This is a genomic window from Bacillus sp. AFS073361 (assembly GCF_002567005.1).
Taxonomy (GTDB): domain Bacteria; phylum Bacillota; class Bacilli; order Bacillales; family Cytobacillaceae; genus Neobacillus.
Genome location: NZ_NUZU01000044.1, coordinates 1 through 15,344, shown reverse-complemented (window position 1 = coordinate 15,344; position 15,344 = coordinate 1). Strand labels below are relative to the sequence as shown.

Below are 15,344 nucleotides of genomic sequence, written 5' to 3'. Positions count from 1 at the left end.
TTAATCGACAGTCTCGATTTTCCGGTTAAATGAAAAATAGGGCCCGTTTCGGGGTAAATAAGCGGAATTTTTCCGGTTATGCAGTTCAAAACTCCCCTTCTCAGCGTTTTTTGAGTAAATAGGCGGAATTTTTCCGCCTATTTAAGCCTTTTTTAATAATAATTTTGAAATAAGCGGAATTTTTCCGTCTATTTATCCGCTGGGGTGCTCAACTCAACTGAATAAGGCAAAGGGGACATGACCCCTCTCAACTAAATCCTGTCTACGCTCGGCGCATATATGCGCGTACGGTGATCGGTGCAAAGATGGCGACAATGACAGCAGCCCCAATGAGGGAGATGCCGAAATCCATCCCAATGGTTCCCGAATTGGCAAGCTCTCTGACAGCTGTCACAAGATGCGACACTGGATTGATCTTTACGAACCACTGAAGCCAATTGGGCATGGTTTCAACTGGAACAAACGCATTAGACAGGAACGTAAGTGGGAACAGCACGAGCATCGAGATTCCTTGTACGCTTGAAGCCGTTCGTGCAATCACACCGAAGAAGGCAAAAATCCAGCTAATGGCCCAAGAACATGCAATCACAAGTATGCCAGCGATGACGACAAAACCTAGACCCCCATCAGGTCTATACCCCATAATATATCCCATAACAAATGTAAGCACGGTCGCAATGGTATACCGAATGTTATCTGCCAGCAACGCTCCTGCTAACGGAGCAATACGTGCGATCGGCAATGACTTAAATCGATCAAACACTCCTTTATCCATGTCCTCCCGCAGCTGGACGCCAGTGACAATGGAGGTTGAAATCACCGTTTGAACGAGGATACCAGGAATAATGACGGGTAAATAGTTCTGGACGTTCCCAGAGATTGCCCCGCCAAAAATGTAAGTAAACATCAGAGTGAAAATGATGGGCTGAAGCGTAACATCAAATAATTGTTCAGGAGTGCGGCGAATTTTCAACAACCCACGATAGGCCATGGTAAACGAGTTACGGACTGTTTGACTGAAACTCGTGTTATTTTTTAATGGGCGCTCAGAAAACGACTTCATATGATTCCTCATATTCCTACCTCCACTGCTTCTCCCGATTTACTTGGCAATGTTGACGGGTCCTCTACACCATGACCCGTAAGGTTCAGAAAAACTTCATCGAGTGTCGGTTTTTGTACACTCAACTCCGCCAATTGGATTCCTGACTCACGGAACGCGATCAGTAAGTCAGTCACTTTGTTTGCATCGGCCATTGGTGCAATAATCTTCACACCTTCGGACGATACACTCGACTTCACTTTGAGTACCCGCTCAACTGCTTGACGAGCATTCTCCATATCTTTTGTATCCTCTAATCGCAAATGTAACGATGAGTTCCCAACCGACGCTTTTAATTCGTCCACTGTTCCCTCGGCAACCACATGGCCGCGGTCGATTACCGCTATCCTATCCGCAAGTTCATCTGCCTCTTGCAAGTACTGCGTCGTTAACAATACCGTGGATCCCATCTTTACCAATCGGCGGATGGTCTCCCACATTTGATTACGAGTTCGCGGGTCCAATCCGGTGGTCGGCTCATCCAAGAAGATCAGCGGCGGCTGTGTAATCAGACTTGCCGCCAAATCTAATCGGCGCCGCATACCACCAGAGAAATTTTTCAATGGACGTTTGGCAGCTTCCGTTAATCCAAATTCCTCCAACAACTCGTTTGCCTTCCGCTTTGACTCCGCACGGCCAAGTCCTAACAATCGAGAAAAGATGACCAAATTCTCCGTAGCACTAAGTGACTCGTCCACGGACGCGTACTGTCCAGTCACTCCAATGAGTTGACGTACAATCTGTGCCTCTTTTACAACATCGTAACCAAAGATCTTTGCTGAACCCTCGTCTGCTCGCAAAAGTGTCGCCAACATTCTGATGGTGGTCGTTTTCCCTGCTCCATTGGGACCAAGGACACCGTAGATGGTTCCTGCACGTACGTTCAAATCTACCCCATCAACAGCCCGGTTGTCGCCAAACGTTTTAACAAGTCCACGCGCTTCTACCGCCCAATCTCCATTTTCCGAAAAGGCGGTTTTTCTATTTATAAGATTCATTCCATCTCCTCCTCATCAATCTGAATACATAAGAGAGTACCAAACATTTGTGAATTCAAGATGAACAAATTTCATCTAGGCTTGCCCCTTTATTTACATGGGCTTTTAAAAATGCTGTGTTAGGATTCATTAATGATATTTGCCATGATCCGAACTATCGTCCTATAATGGTGGTCAAAGACGGGAAAAAGAAGGCGGAATAGGAGGTATGAGATATGAAGATCAATAGAATAGATCATGTGAGTATTAACGTAAATGATCTTTCAGTGGCTAAAGCGTTTTTTCTTGATTTAGGACTTGAAGTGCAGGCGGAATGGGAATTGGATGGAGTACTGTTGGACAAGATCGTTGGGCTGAATAATGTTAAAACGGCATGTGTAGGAATGGGGATGCCAGATGGTCAGGCATGGATCGAGTTAGTCAAATTTTATACGCCGGCAGATGAAAATGGTATTCAGCAACCTTTGGCAAATACGCTAGGCATCCGGCATATTTGCTTTGCTGTTGAAGATATTGAAGCAATTGTTGCCAAATTGAAAAAGAAGGGCACGGAAATCTTTAGTGAGATACAGCAATATGAAGATAGTTATAAGTTATGCTACGTTCGTGGCCCAGAGGGGATTATTTTAGAGTTGGCGGAGAAAATCAGCTAAGCTAAATATTTGAATTAGATCTCCAGCTTTAAAGATTTCTCCTGCGTTAGCTTAAAAAAAGTTAGGCTGTCATGGTATGGCAGCCTAATTTAATAATTACTATTCTACGATTAATTCATCACTTTCCAAAATTCCTCCGACACTACTTGATAGCCTGCGAGACTCAAATGAATGTTTGCTGGATTTGGAAGGTACTCTGCAAAATTTGCTACATTAATAACTTGTGCAGTTGGTACAAATGTATCACCATTCTGTATGGCCAGTGATTGAATCTTTCCATTAAATAAGAGTAATAATTGTTCTAACTGCGCTTTTTGCTGCACATCTGTGATATATGGGAATGGGTTGTAATAGCCCATCACATAAACCTTCACATTCGGATTCAATTGGTCGATTGTGCTTAAAATGGTGTTCAACTTTACAGAAATTTTTCCAAGCTCTGCTGGAGCCTGAGTTGGATTTGCTTGAATAGCTGGAAGGACGGCAAGCAGATCATTCGCCCCAATATCAATCGTGACATGAGTGGCTTCTTTTATTTCTTTTTGGACGTCTGCTCTACTGAAATCAGCTATGACATGATCCGTTTTATATCCAGACACACCAAAGTTATCAAAATCTAGCAACTGATAGGACTTTTCAAAGTTCGCAGCAATATAATTTGGGTATCCCCAATCTAAATCTACTCCGTCTACCGGAATTCTATCTACACCATAAGGAGTCATACCAGCCGCTAAGGAATCACCTAAAGCAACATATTGAACTTGAATCCGTGCTCCATCCGCACCTAATTTATAGCCATCCACTGTGGTATTAGCTGCCATTACTCCATCTTTATTGAAAAAATACCATTTGACATTGATTTGCTTCCAGCCTGTGACCCTTGACCCGTCGGTATTAAGGTAGTACCTTTTCCCTGATACATCTAACCAGCCGGTTTTCATCACACCTGTGCTGTCAAGATAATACCATTTACCGCTTACGGTAACCCAGCCGGTTTTCATCACGCCTGAGCCATCCAGGTAATATTTTTTACCGCTCACGGTGATCCAGCCGGTTTTCATCACGCCTGAGCCATCCAGGTAATACTTTTTGCCGCTTACGGTAACCCAGCCGGTTTTCATCACGCCTGAGCCATCCAGGTAATACTTTTTGCCGCTTACGGTGATCCAGCCGCCCTTTTTCATTACACCTGAACTATCAAAGTAATATTTTTTACCACTTACGGTAACCCAGCCTTTTTTCATTACACCTGACTTATCCAGGTAATATTTTTTGCCGCTCACGGTGACCCAGCCGGTTTTCATTACACCTGACTTATCAAGGTAATATTTTTTGCCGCTCACAGTGATCCAGCCGGTTTTCATCACACCTGACTTATTAAGGTAATACTTTTTACCTTTGACGGTGATCCAGCCGGTTTTCATCACGCCGTTTTTATCTAAATAATACTTAGAGCCTTTATATGTAAGCCATCCCGTCTTCATCACACCGTTTTTGTCAAAGTAATACCGTTTACGATCAATGACCTTCCAACCTTTTTGTTTTACACCTTTAACATAGTAATATCGTTTTCCATTCGATTTTTTCCAACCGCTCTTTTTTGCGCTACTGGTCTTTACTTTTGAACTTTCCTTTGGACTTGCACTTGAACTTTTTCCATTCGGATAATGATATTCCCCGTAGGAAAGTCCCCATTTTTCGCAGTTTGTCCAGCAATAATGTCCCCCGTTAGAGTCCGTCCTACCTGGATGTGCATAGGCAGATAAAGGAACCGATAACATAACCAGCGCACAAACGATAGCGAAGAGTGATTTCTTCATAAAATTCCCCCTTAAAATATAACTTTCTAACTATTGCAATAATTTAAATATTGCATTAATAGTATAGTATATAAGTACTGTTTTTAGAAGATGTTTTATAGATAAATAGTATGGAAACCTACTAAACTAAGAAGTGGAAAAAGCAAGCAGTCGAAACCTAAAAAAATACAAGAAGGCCCATTTCCGTTCATGACTGGAATGGACCTTCTTGTATTGTGATATGAACATCTTGAAATCATTTCTATTCATTCGAATCAATAGACTTCACGATTTTCTCGCAAATTTCATGGGTAATCAGTGAATCTTCAATAGATGGTTCCGGTGTGCGATTTTGTTGAACGCAATCAATAAAATGATCTATTAATTGATAAAAGCCGCGTTTATACAGGGTTGGCTCCCAGTCACCGAATTTTGAAATAGTTACTTCTTTATTATGATAGTGAATGGTTTCTACGAGACTGTTTACGACGTATTTATCCTGCCCTGTCGTGTATTCAATAATTTCTTCTGTGACCCCGCTATCTCTGTTCATGATCCCGAGAACGGTACAGCCTTCTCCAAGAAGCGTGATGACCAAATGCTCTAGCATTTCACCCTTTTTAAGGTACTCTACCTTGACATCTCTGACCTCAGTATCCATCAAAAACCTGAGTGTATCGACAACATGGATAAAATCTTCCACAACAAACCTTCGTACAAAATCTGGCGCTGAAAATCTATTTTTCTGCATGATAATGAAGTTGGCTTTTCCCTTTTCTTTCAGCTCGTTGACTTTCGGGATAAACCTTCGATTAAAACCTACCATGGCGATCGTCCCGTTCTCTTTTGCCAGCTCGACAATGGTTTTGGTTTCATGAAAATTCATGGATATCGGCTTATCAATGTATGTATGGATCCCATTTCTTAGTAATGTTTCAGCTATTTCAAAATGGGCCTCTGTCGCCGTACTCACAATGGCGGCATCGATGCCCATTTCGATCAGTTCTTCGACCGACTGAACCTTTTCTGGAATCCGATATTTTTTTGATAAGCGGTGTAACGTGTCTTGATTTCTTGTACAAAGCACTAATTCAATCCCTTCTTTTTCCGAAAGAACTGGCAGGTAGGCTTTTTTAGCAATATCACCCAATCCAATAATCGCTATTTTCATCTGCTTCACTCCATTCTATCTGGAACAATGCTTGATGTATTTACTTTAAACTTAGTATAAAGCTTGATAGCACCATAGCCAAGCAGTCCCCCAGAGGTGTTTAATAGTAGGTCATCCACATCAAAAATTCCGAGAGAGAAAACAACCTGTAAGCATTCCAGGCCTAAACTTAAACTCAAAGTTCGAGCGAATACACCTATGAATGACATCCCTTTATTTTTAGACAATAGGACAAGAAACATTCCAAATGGGATGAATGCGGCGATATTCCCAACGAAATTACTTAAATCATGCCACCCCGATAGACTGTGAATATTAATGAATATGGTTTGAAACGGGGTAAAATTCCCTCTTTGCCATTGGTACATGAGAAGATCAGGGTTTCTCAGATTCCATTGGAGTTGATGCACGAGAAAGGTCATATCTCTCCAGTGGAACTTAAACAGAATAATTCTAAATACTGCATACATATAAAAAACAAATAGTGCTAAAACAATCATTTTGTTTATTAATTTCATTCCGCCACCCTCGCCCCCTTGAGATTAGAAGGTGCTTTTGTGGAAAACACGGTCACAATGACCCCGTCCATATTGTTCCCTGACAGCTCCCAACAGAGATTGGAGGGAACATGAATGGTCGTATCTTTGCTTACAGGATAATAGGTGATTTCATATTTTTCGCCATGGATAGTAGTGATAATAGCCTTTTGTTCTTTGAGGAAATCCAAATATTCTTCTAAAGAAAAATTCTTTTCCTTCATAATCGCACTGTGCGGCAATCCCACATAGCGAATATGCCATGGCTCATACTGAATGCCTGTGATGGCCGTTTTGTCCTTTGGATAGCGTATAATAAAGCCGTATTTCCAAGCGTTTTTCTCGATCCACCTTCCTTCAGGTGCTACATCCATCTTCATTTGAGTGGATCCTACATCAAGTGATAAACCGAGATTGTGCTCGCTATGGCCTGCAGGCAAGGCATATTCAGACCCCATTTCTTGATACAGGACACTTTGCTCATCAAAGTCCCGAAAGCCGCTATTAATAGAAAAATGGTGAACCCCGTCTTTTTCAGCCGCAGCGATCATCTCCGAAAATTTATGGGCAACATCCGCTGACAATTTTATCCCGTTAGCATGCAAACCGTATCCCTTTGTCCATTCTTTATGAGTAGATAGATTAACAACATCTGATTTTATACTCTCTTGGTGAACGGGAAACTCATTATTCACCAAAAGTAAATTTCCTTGAAAAACCTGATCCTTTGTCATCTCTTTCGTTTCGAAACTTTCAGAGGTCTCGCTCTGATCTAAATGCTCATATCTTTGAACCTCTACTTTATCTTGAATAGACCATATTTTATAGACCCATGCAAAACTCAGACATACAACTAAAAACAATAAAAATCCCCACTTCTTCATTTCAAGTTCCTCCTTCTTCTGATAGAAACTAGAATAGGAAAAACTTTTTAAAAAAAGAGTAGGGTAAAATTTAAATTTTTCTTAAATCCTTGATGAAATTTTTAAACTCGGTCCATTTCCTGCGGTAAACGAACTTCAAATACAGTCCGGATTAAACTGCTTTCAGCCGAAATGATTCCATCATGCTGCTCCACAATATTCTTTGCAATGAATAAACCAAGACCTGTGCTATCTTCTTGATGGGTTCGTGCTTTGTCACCGGTATAAAACATATCAAAAAGGTATGGAAGTTCATCAGGAGGAATATGATCTCCATAATTAACAACTTGAACAACCACTTCCCCAGCCTCAACAAACCCGTTAATATCTACAAACTGACCATCATATCCATAACGACTGGCATTGGTCAAAAGATTTTCAAACACACGAGCTAACATCTCTCCGTCACCCCAAATAGGTAAATGGGGCAGAATATTCATTCGGGCCATCAAGTTATTTTTCTCGAAGATTGGGTACATTTCTTCTTTTAATTGAAGAAGCAGGTCACTTACATTAATTTGCTTTTTTTCAATTGGTAACATGCCATAGTTCATTCGAGTGATTTCGAATAATTCATCAATTAGTCTTTCTAACCGCTGAGATTTAGTAAAGGCAATCGTTAAAAAGTGCCTGACTTGTTCTTTAGTCAACTTCTCATCCTTAAGGATTAAATCTAAATAACCTAAAACAGACGTTAGCGGCGTACGTAAATCATGGGCCAAATTGACAACTAACTGTTCCTTACTGTTTTCTGAAAAATCTCCTCTTTGGATGGCTTCTTCTAATTTCTCACTTGCCAGATTAATCGCTTGACCGATATCTCCAAATTCATCGTTTGATTGGATAGAAACCCGATGTTTAAAGTCCCCGCGAGATAGATAGTGAATTCCGTTTGATATTTCATTGAAATAGGTAGAATAGGGCTTGGTGAGTAAATAGAAAAACACGATCGAAAAGGAGATAAATAGCAGGAAAAAGAAGTTAATGTCTCCAATACTGCCGATGAATTGGCGAAGTGCAGCCAAGGGGTCTTCACGACGAACCGTTGTATGATAATAAAGCTGGAGTCCCTTGAAGATGAAGAAAGTGATTGCACCGCCCAGAAGCATACTTAAACCAAATAATGTGACGATTTTGGAGCGGAAACTGCGTTTAAATTTAGCCATTGAATGTATACCCCACTCCCCAAACGGTCTTGATCAACTTGTTTTTCCTTTTATCTTCTCCAAGTTTTTTCCGTAAGGTCCGAATATGCACCATTACCGTATTCCCACCTTCAAAGTAGGCATCGCCCCAAACCTGCTGAAAAATATTTTCTACTCCATAAACTTTCTTCGGATGACTGGCTAATAAATACAAAATATCAAACTCTTTCGGCGTCAGCTCGATGTTTTCACCATAGAGCATAACGGTACGTTGATCAGGAGCAATCACCAATCCACCAAACTCCAAGATCACTTTACTATCTACTTTGGGTTGATTCAACTTTATAAAACGCCGCAATTGAGCATTCACACGAGCAACCAATTCAATCGGGGTGAATGGTTTCGTCATATAATCATCTGCCCCAATTACGAGTCCATGGACCTTATCAAAATCAGAAGTTTTCGCACTCAAAAAAATGATAGGCATATTATATCGTTCCCGAATCTGACGGGTTACTTCATACCCATCCATTTTCGGCATCATAATATCTAAAATGAGCAAATCAATGACCTGAGTCTGGATAACATGAATGGCCTCTTGCCCATCAGCTACTTTAAGACAATGGTATCCTTCCTTTTCTAGATGGATGGCAATCAGATCCGCTATCTCCTCCTCATCATCAGCAATTAAAATCGATATCCGTTTCATCTATTCCACTCCTATATCAAGTTGCATTTGGGTATTTTTTATTTCCGATACCCTATAAAAATTTTCGATGTTACCTTATCAGCGGAATCTAAGCTAATATGGTAGATTTTAGGGCTTGTATTTTATTTTCTATTATTTCCTTTTTATATTCAAGAATCTGACCCGTTTGTGAAGACTTCCCTAAACTCCCAACGACCAATTTCAACAAGTTCCCCCTCTAATCAAACGTTTGATTAGTTCCCCTGTAGCCATTGATGTATCTAGCTTAGTCCTTCATTATGCAAAAATAAATTGTTGAAACATGTACAAAAAATAAGAGAAAAATGTCGGTTATGCTGTGATCGCCACCACCCGACAGGCTTTCGACCAAATACCCTATATGCTATACTATTCAAACGTTTGGTTAAAACTTCTGTAAGCATTGATATATTTGAATTCCCGCAGCAAAGTAAGCAAGAAGAATGTCGAAATACATTTATTCATTCCGCAGGAAATAACCCATCTTTCAACAAAATCAAATGGGTTTCTCATAAACTTATATAATTCTTCGATTCGTGGACTCTTCGGACAGCTTATGGTGAATCCAATGGCAATCATATCCGAACTTCGGTCGTCTTCGGACAGCTCTGGTGTTTCCAAAGGCAATCTTGTCCGAACTTCGGGCGCCTTCGGACAGCTCTGGTCTTTTCAAAGGCAATCTTGTCCGAACTTCGGTCGTCTTCGGACAGCTCTGGTCTTTACAAAGGCAATCTTGTCCGAACTTCGGGCGTCTTCGGACAGCTCTGGTGATTTCAAAGGCAATCATGTCCGAACTTCGGGCGTCTTCGGACAGATCATACAGTATTTAATATCTATAGATTGTACAACCTAACATTAGTATAAATTTTGGAGGGAGTATTTGGATGAAAGATGATCGCAAGGGATCTATCAAAATTGTTTCTAATGATGCAATAAAAGGGAAGCCTTATCTGGATATTGATCGAGTAATTACTGAGGGGGAAGCTAAAAAAAGGGTCAATCCTCCACTACGTTAAAGCAGTGGGGGACTGACCCCAAAAAGAGTTAAGGAAGATTTAGTTGCCACGAAACTCCGAAGCGGTCATTGACCCAGCCAAACTTTTTGCTGAATCCATAATTGTTTAATGGCATGAGGGCTTGTCCACCCTCCATAAGTTTCTCATAAAGATTAGCAAGTTCTTCTTCATTACTACAAGTAACAAAGCTTGAGAAAGACGGTGTAAAGGTGAATTGATGTTTAACAAAACTGTCAATACACATGAATTCCTGCCCTTTTAACGTAAAAGTTGCCTGCATCACGGTGCCTTCTGGTCCAGCCTCATTAGCCCCATATCGAATAATGTTGGTAATTCGAGAATCCTCAAAGATGGAAATATAAAAATTCATCGCTTCTTCAGCATTACCATCTTGAAACATTAAAAACGGTGTGATTTTTTCCACTCTTGTCCTCCTCCTAATATTAGGTAATAAATTTAGTATAATGGATTTTCTTGGTGAACTAAAGCATCGCACTGCATTAAAGATATATTAAATTGATATGAAAAATAGCTGAAAATGCAAAAATCGGCCTCAAAATTCACATTTGACCCCCAAAATGATACATTTCACCCCAAAAACGGCTTCAAATTTGAATTTTAGTCATTCGATTCATGCTGCTAAAACCGCTATGGTGATAGTGCTGGAATTGTTGATTTGACAATTGGAAAGCACAAAATAAGCGGCAGAGGGTGTGTCGGAAATGGCAGGTTTAAAGTCAGGCAATATTGAAGGATTCGAGCAGTTTTCACAATTTACTTCGCTGAAGGAATTGAATTCACATATCGAGAGGTGGTTAACGTTCCACAAACAAGATTTTTCTAAAGGAGAATTAATGGGGCTGAAGCGGCTGGTTCGTTTTTCTGCAAAAATACCTGGCGTATGCAATGCCAAAATTGGAACGGTCTTAAAAGCGATTCACGAAGAATACAACCATAATGGAATCTCGCGTTCTACCTTTAAACGAATGATCCAAAAAGCTAAAGAATTGGGTATTCTCACTGTTTATGAAACAGAAAGAAAGAATGGTTCACAATCTAGTAACTTATATATCATCAATCGTTTTCCTTCAAATGAACTACCTAAAGAGGAAATCTTGAACCACCCTAAAGAAACTAATAATCTTTCAAAAACTGAAAAAGATCAAAAGATAAAAGAACGTAAAGAAGAAGCGTCCGAATTAAACCATACCTACGTGAGCGACCGAGTTCCACAGGCTTTCGTACAATTAGTAAAATGCTTTTTTCCTGAAGCAAAGACCATCGAAGAGTATTGGAAAACGGTGAATTTAGCTGCATCCAGCTACGAAGGTGACCTTGATATCCATCACATCCAAAATGTTGCCATCCAATCCTTTAAACAGCTCATCAGGAAGCTGAAATTCAGCAGAAATGTCAAAAATCCATTCGCCTATTTTTATGGAATCGCAGAGAATAAATTTTGCGTACTTTTTCATCAAATACTCAAGGATAAGTATGATTTAAATGATACGAAAATTGAGTTTCGGTTAGGTTTAGATAAATTCAGCTGTTGCATGCAGTACGTGTAACCTTTTGATAATCTAATAAGGAGGGGGAGTCAATGTGTACCATAGACTTTGGATGTTTGGAAACTTTTCGATTATGTATATTTGGTTTTTCCGCCTAGCTCAAATGGGTATTTTGATTTAGTTTTTGGCTCGGTAGGAGAGTTCATAAGCGGAGAATTTCCGGCTAATGTTTGCAGAGGAAGCTTAAAAAGCAATTTAAGCGGAGATATTCCGCCTAACTGCTCTAAATAAGAAAAAATCCAAAGATTTGGATCATATAAGCGGAATAAGTTCCTTTATTTTTAAGGAAATATGGATATTTCCAAATTTAAACGGAATTTTTCCGTTTATTTTTCAAGCAAAGGGAAAGTTATCTACAACGAGGATTGCTCTATGGCAGGTCCTAAAAAAACATCCGAGGGTTTGTTGAAGATGCAGCGAAAATTTACATAGAGAACGGCTGGATGGAGAAACCGCCCTATGCTCCTGATAGAGATAATATTGCATCAGATAAATAATCATCCCATCCCATGTGCGGGGGTCAGCCCCCCAACTGCTTAATAATGATTTCTACTTAGTTTACCGCATCTAAAGCTTTTACTAGTGTAATAACTGGTACTTATGTCGCCTGCGTAAGAAACACAGAATGGATTTAAGTTTCAACTAGAACCCCTACATTAGCCGGAAATCCTCAGCCTTTTAGGGTCTGATCCCTATATTCACTCAATCTCAATCTCAATGTACTCTTCTTCCTCCCCCTCATCCGATGATTCATCTTTTGGAGGCTTGTCCGCTTCGTCTGTACTTGTTTGCGACTTTTCCTTTTCCGCCATGTCGGCCTTGATTTTTTCCATTTCCTCTTTTATTTCCTCCGTAACTTGTTTAGGAACCACATCTTTTCCATAGGTAGCTCCAATATTTAGGGCCCCGCTCAACTCATGAATGCCAATCTGGCCAAGATTATTGGTTTGTTCGTACTTATCTAAATAAAATTTATCAATATACAATGTATTGATAATAGGATGCTGCTGCTCTGTCTCTTCCCTTTCTGGTTTCTCCCAATTTTCCAGCTTCTCTACTAATTCTTCCATTTGTTTGAGAATCCCAGCTTGTACCTCATTCACCATTAGATAATTTTTCTCCAGCTCACGAACCTTCCTGTTTATGATAGAGAAGGAGTCACTCTGTTCTTGCCCGGAGCTCCTATTTTCCCTGGGACGATGGTTTAACCTCATCATTTCTTGAACTAGTTTCTCCAGATGATCGATCCTTTGTGACAGCTCATTGACTTTTTGAACTTGCAGATTATTTTCAGCGTTCCTTTTCGAGTGAAACTCCTGTTCAGACTTATTGGCCTCCACTTTTTTCTGCTCGGTCCATGATCTCCTGTCTTTCACAAGTTTGTCAGTTCCATACTTCGCTAGCCGAATTTCTTTTTCAAACTCTAATAATTTTTTCATTTGGACTTCCAGTGCGTTGATCCGTAGAATTTGCTTATCGTAATCATTGGTGCTGTTTATCGAATTTTCCTCATTATTTCGGCCGAATATCCTTTTAATAGGCATAGTAAATCCCCGCAAACTATGATTTATTTTCCTTTCGTACAAACTGTGTATTGTTTATTCGATGGGCACCTGTTCTTCGTTAAAATAATGCCGTTTATAAGTAACAATCAACAAGCCATTGCTAAACTTTGCACTAACTTGGTTGGGCAGCACAGGTTCCGGAAGCTGGATGATCCGCTCGAAATCTCCAGTATTTCTTTCTTGCTGTACCACCTCCCCTTGGATGAGGTTTTTTTTGCTTCCTTTTATTAATACCTTGATGCCTGATACCGACAACTGGATATCTTCTTTTAAATAACCAGGCAGATCGGCGACCAATATAACCTCTCTGTCTGTCAAATAGATATCGGTGGGTGGAAAGTTTTTTCCCCTGACAGGTTCTGATTTTCCCTCTCCGGGCTGACCAAAATCAAAATTACTTTTCATAAATTCATCAAAGGAGGGCTGCTCAAAAATCCCACTCCAAAAGTCATTGGATTGATAATTCTTTGCTAAATCCATCCATTGTAACATCTTATTCATATCCATGTATGGATCCTCCTCAGAAGTATAAAGCTGGTCCATTTATAAATGTGCATCCTATATTCATCCTATTTATGATTTATCAAATCATTCATGAAAAAAGGATAATTACCTAAAAAAATTCAAAAAACAGAATGATGTATCTACACGTAATGTCCTAACATAATCATCCTGTGTCCCGCATAGGCTTTAAGTATCCCGGGGGTTGAACGGAAAGGATTCTGGTCTATGTTCTTTTTACCAACGACGATCAATATTAAAGGTATAAAACTGAATAATGTTGATCATTTGAGTTCAGTATCATTAAATTCAACGATGATTCAAAACAAAAATGTAAGTGCAAAGAAAAACCAAGGAATTGGCCAGCAATTTGCAGATGGTACAATTAGAGCTTTCACCGTCTCTTCAACCATTGATAATGAGATTAAAGATAGCATGTCACAAAAGAATAAAAATGCTTAGGAGGGTTTTATGTCTGGTCCGGTTCCTTACATCAACATCAATATCAATATCATAAAGGTTAATTCTTTTGAGAATGCCTCAGCCATCAATGTCGGGCAAAACCTATTAGCCGAATGGCATAATTCAGACAAAAAAAATATGGGCCTCGGCCAAAATATGGGAGACGGAAGCAATTTTCTTGGTACAAGAAGTTTCGTGGATGACCGTGATCAACTGGATTCCAACTCTACCTTTGACTCGACGTCCAAAATGCCAATTCCAGGTGTGAGCCCATGACATTTGCGCCTGCTACACTAAATATTCTGGGTATTAAAATTAATGGTATGGACAATGGAGCAGTGGTGAATCTAGGGCCATGTCAGCACTTAGACTTGTTTGTATCCTATAAGCGTAATCAAGGAATTGGAGAACAAAACGGAGACTTATCCCCTACTCTGTTATCAACTTCTTGGGTGTTTGACAATGATATGGTTGATAGTTCTTCCGTAAAATCAAGTATTCTATAACGTCTTGTTCCATCGTCCTGAGCTTAGGGTATACATTAAAAACTAGGAGTGTTTATATGTTTTTTATTTCTCCGATGGTCATCAATGTGTTGGGCGTGAAAGTTAATAGCGTGGACAATGGAGCAGTCGCAAATACGGGTTCGTTACAAATAATTGACCAATTTATTTCCTATAAGCGAAATCAGGCATTTGGAGAAGTACTCGGTGACTTATCCCCTGTTAATCTCTCCTCCAATAACATAGTTGACCCTGATGTCAGTGACAGCAATTCTATTAAAAATAGTGTCGTTTGACACTTATATCATTTATGGTGAAAAAGGCGATTCCTAAATTAATTAGGTCTCGCCTTTTTCTATTCACTTTGATTCTCTATAGAGAAATGTATTCGATCGAAGTAATGCACAAAATGGCACATCAAAAAAGAAAAATGGGGAGCCATTCCGCTGATCCCTGATACGATTAGGTCTTCCATACGTATATTTACTTAACACCAAATGCCAACCATCTAATTTTTCTTGAGTGATGAAAAATAAAAGGAAAATTTCCGGCTAAATTGGGAAATACCTATATTTCCTTAAGAATAAGGGAGGTTTTTCCGGTTATATGGTCCAAATCTTTGGATTTTGTCATATTAAGAGCAGTTAACCGGAATATCGAGACTGTCGATTAACT

Annotated in this window: 18 protein-coding genes; 7 read left to right on the top strand and 11 right to left on the bottom strand. The window is 39.8% G+C overall.

The features are described 5' to 3' along the window. Positions 1 to 262: 262 nt before the first annotated feature. Together COJ96_RS23930 and COJ96_RS23925 are read right to left on the bottom strand one after the other, a co-directional pair. Positions 263 to 1,075, bottom strand: a complete 813-nt coding sequence (locus COJ96_RS23930; RefSeq protein ID WP_098576318.1) for an ABC transporter permease — start codon at positions 1,073 to 1,075, stop codon at positions 263 to 265. Further along, positions 1,072 to 2,100, bottom strand: a complete 1,029-nt coding sequence (locus COJ96_RS23925) for an ATP-binding cassette domain-containing protein (protein WP_098576317.1) — start codon at positions 2,098 to 2,100, stop codon at positions 1,072 to 1,074. The genes COJ96_RS23930 and COJ96_RS23925 overlap by 4 nt, the downstream gene beginning before the upstream one ends. Positions 2,101 to 2,315: 215 nt before the next feature. Between COJ96_RS23925 and COJ96_RS23920 the strand changes: the two genes are divergently transcribed. Then, a complete protein-coding gene (locus COJ96_RS23920) occupies positions 2,316 to 2,753 on the top strand; it encodes a VOC family protein (protein ID WP_098576316.1) in 438 nt (145 codons plus the stop codon). A 110-nt stretch (positions 2,754 to 2,863) separates the two neighbouring features. On the opposite strand, the gene COJ96_RS23915 is transcribed toward COJ96_RS23920, so the two are convergent. The 6 genes from COJ96_RS23915 to vanR all read right to left on the bottom strand — a co-directional run bounded on the left by COJ96_RS23915 (position 2,864) and on the right by vanR (position 9,036). Next, positions 2,864 to 4,573 carry a GDSL-type esterase/lipase family protein gene (locus COJ96_RS23915; RefSeq protein ID WP_098576315.1) on the bottom strand — a complete coding sequence of 570 codons (1,710 nt, stop codon included), beginning with the start codon at positions 4,571 to 4,573 and terminating at the stop codon, positions 2,864 to 2,866. 241 nt (positions 4,574 to 4,814) lie between these two features. Continuing rightward, positions 4,815 to 5,723, bottom strand: a complete 909-nt coding sequence (locus COJ96_RS23910; RefSeq protein ID WP_098576314.1) for a Gfo/Idh/MocA family protein — start codon at positions 5,721 to 5,723, stop codon at positions 4,815 to 4,817. A gap of 5 nt (positions 5,724 to 5,728) precedes the next feature. After that, positions 5,729 to 6,241 carry a VanZ family protein gene (locus COJ96_RS23905; protein ID WP_098576313.1) on the bottom strand — a complete coding sequence of 171 codons (513 nt, stop codon included), beginning with the start codon at positions 6,239 to 6,241 and terminating at the stop codon, positions 5,729 to 5,731. Beyond that, positions 6,238 to 7,143, bottom strand: coding sequence for a VanY-A/VanY-F/VanY-M family D-Ala-D-Ala carboxypeptidase (vanY, locus tag COJ96_RS23900; RefSeq protein WP_098576312.1), 906 nt, complete (start codon positions 7,141 to 7,143; stop codon positions 6,238 to 6,240). The genes COJ96_RS23905 and vanY overlap by 4 nt, the downstream gene beginning before the upstream one ends. A 101-nt stretch (positions 7,144 to 7,244) precedes the next feature. After that, on the bottom strand, positions 7,245 to 8,348 hold the full coding sequence (locus COJ96_RS23895) for a HAMP domain-containing sensor histidine kinase (protein ID WP_098576311.1): 1,104 nt from the start codon (positions 8,346 to 8,348) through the stop codon (positions 7,245 to 7,247). Next, positions 8,341 to 9,036 carry a vancomycin resistance response regulator transcription factor, VanR-F/VanR-M family gene (vanR, locus tag COJ96_RS23890; protein ID WP_098576310.1) on the bottom strand — a complete coding sequence of 232 codons (696 nt, stop codon included), beginning with the start codon at positions 9,034 to 9,036 and terminating at the stop codon, positions 8,341 to 8,343. The genes COJ96_RS23895 and vanR overlap by 8 nt, the downstream gene beginning before the upstream one ends. Positions 9,037 to 9,938: 902 nt before the next feature. Here vanR and COJ96_RS29400 point away from each other — a divergent pair. Next, positions 9,939 to 10,070, top strand: coding sequence for a hypothetical protein (locus COJ96_RS29400; protein ID WP_257148619.1), 132 nt, complete (start codon positions 9,939 to 9,941; stop codon positions 10,068 to 10,070). A gap of 28 nt (positions 10,071 to 10,098) precedes the next feature. Here COJ96_RS29400 and COJ96_RS23885 read toward each other — a convergent pair whose 3' ends face one another. Then, complete coding sequence (locus COJ96_RS23885; protein WP_098576309.1) at positions 10,099 to 10,494, bottom strand: VOC family protein; 396 nt, start codon at positions 10,492 to 10,494, stop codon at positions 10,099 to 10,101. 298 nt (positions 10,495 to 10,792) lie between these two features. On the opposite strand from COJ96_RS23885, the gene COJ96_RS23880 reads away from it, so the two are divergent. After that, positions 10,793 to 11,638, top strand: coding sequence for a hypothetical protein (locus COJ96_RS23880; RefSeq protein WP_180230233.1), 846 nt, complete (start codon positions 10,793 to 10,795; stop codon positions 11,636 to 11,638). A gap of 698 nt (positions 11,639 to 12,336) precedes the next feature. On the opposite strand, the gene COJ96_RS23870 is transcribed toward COJ96_RS23880, so the two are convergent. Together COJ96_RS23870 and COJ96_RS23865 are read right to left on the bottom strand one after the other, a co-directional pair. Next, entirely contained in the window at positions 12,337 to 13,182 is an 846-nt protein-coding gene (locus COJ96_RS23870; protein WP_098576307.1) for a hypothetical protein, read from the bottom strand. Between the two features lie 54 nt (positions 13,183 to 13,236). Next, positions 13,237 to 13,710: an Hsp20/alpha crystallin family protein gene (locus COJ96_RS23865; protein ID WP_098576306.1), complete on the bottom strand. Its 474-nt coding sequence runs from the start codon at positions 13,708 to 13,710 to the stop codon at positions 13,237 to 13,239. 222 nt (positions 13,711 to 13,932) lie between these two features. Here COJ96_RS23865 and COJ96_RS23860 point away from each other — a divergent pair, with 222 nt between their 5' ends. Genes COJ96_RS23860 through COJ96_RS23845 form a run of 4 tightly spaced genes read left to right on the top strand, consistent with a single transcriptional unit; the run spans position 13,933 to position 14,965 of the window. Next, positions 13,933 to 14,166 (top strand): hypothetical protein, encoded by a 234-nt coding sequence (locus COJ96_RS23860; RefSeq protein WP_098576305.1) that lies wholly within the window; start codon positions 13,933 to 13,935, stop codon positions 14,164 to 14,166. Between the two features lie 9 nt (positions 14,167 to 14,175). Then, entirely contained in the window at positions 14,176 to 14,442 is a 267-nt protein-coding gene (locus COJ96_RS23855) for a hypothetical protein (RefSeq protein ID WP_098576304.1), read from the top strand. After that, positions 14,439 to 14,672, top strand: a complete 234-nt coding sequence (locus tag COJ96_RS23850) for a spore germination protein (protein ID WP_098576303.1) — start codon at positions 14,439 to 14,441, stop codon at positions 14,670 to 14,672. Before COJ96_RS23855 ends, COJ96_RS23850 begins: the two co-directional genes overlap by 4 nt. Before the next feature lie 56 nt (positions 14,673 to 14,728). Next, entirely contained in the window at positions 14,729 to 14,965 is a 237-nt protein-coding gene (locus COJ96_RS23845; RefSeq protein WP_098576302.1) for a spore germination protein, read from the top strand. The last annotated feature ends 379 nt before the right edge of the window (positions 14,966 to 15,344 follow it).

Coding starts and splice junctions, on each gene's coding strand:
- COJ96_RS23925 (WP_098576317.1), bottom strand. CDS start 2,100: ATGAATCTTATAAATAGAAAAACCGCCTTTTCGGAAAATGGAGATTGG.
- COJ96_RS23855 (WP_098576304.1), top strand. CDS start 14,176: ATGTCTGGTCCGGTTCCTTACATCAACATCAATATCAATATCATAAAG.
- COJ96_RS23845 (WP_098576302.1), top strand. CDS start 14,729: ATGTTTTTTATTTCTCCGATGGTCATCAATGTGTTGGGCGTGAAAGTT.
- COJ96_RS23895 (WP_098576311.1), bottom strand. CDS start 8,348: ATGGCTAAATTTAAACGCAGTTTCCGCTCCAAAATCGTCACATTATTT.
- COJ96_RS23870 (WP_098576307.1), bottom strand. CDS start 13,182: ATGCCTATTAAAAGGATATTCGGCCGAAATAATGAGGAAAATTCGATA.
- vanY (WP_098576312.1), bottom strand. CDS start 7,143: ATGAAGAAGTGGGGATTTTTATTGTTTTTAGTTGTATGTCTGAGTTTT.
- COJ96_RS23930 (WP_098576318.1), bottom strand. CDS start 1,075: ATGAGGAATCATATGAAGTCGTTTTCTGAGCGCCCATTAAAAAATAAC.
- COJ96_RS23905 (WP_098576313.1), bottom strand. CDS start 6,241: ATGAAATTAATAAACAAAATGATTGTTTTAGCACTATTTGTTTTTTAT.
- COJ96_RS23910 (WP_098576314.1), bottom strand. CDS start 5,723: ATGAAAATAGCGATTATTGGATTGGGTGATATTGCTAAAAAAGCCTAC.
- COJ96_RS23860 (WP_098576305.1), top strand. CDS start 13,933: ATGTTCTTTTTACCAACGACGATCAATATTAAAGGTATAAAACTGAAT.
- COJ96_RS23920 (WP_098576316.1), top strand. CDS start 2,316: ATGAAGATCAATAGAATAGATCATGTGAGTATTAACGTAAATGATCTT.
- COJ96_RS23880 (WP_180230233.1), top strand. CDS start 10,793: ATGGCAGGTTTAAAGTCAGGCAATATTGAAGGATTCGAGCAGTTTTCA.
- vanR (WP_098576310.1), bottom strand. CDS start 9,036: ATGAAACGGATATCGATTTTAATTGCTGATGATGAGGAGGAGATAGCG.
- COJ96_RS23915 (WP_098576315.1), bottom strand. CDS start 4,573: ATGAAGAAATCACTCTTCGCTATCGTTTGTGCGCTGGTTATGTTATCG.
- COJ96_RS23850 (WP_098576303.1), top strand. CDS start 14,439: ATGACATTTGCGCCTGCTACACTAAATATTCTGGGTATTAAAATTAAT.
- COJ96_RS29400 (WP_257148619.1), top strand. CDS start 9,939: ATGAAAGATGATCGCAAGGGATCTATCAAAATTGTTTCTAATGATGCA.
- COJ96_RS23865 (WP_098576306.1), bottom strand. CDS start 13,710: ATGGATATGAATAAGATGTTACAATGGATGGATTTAGCAAAGAATTAT.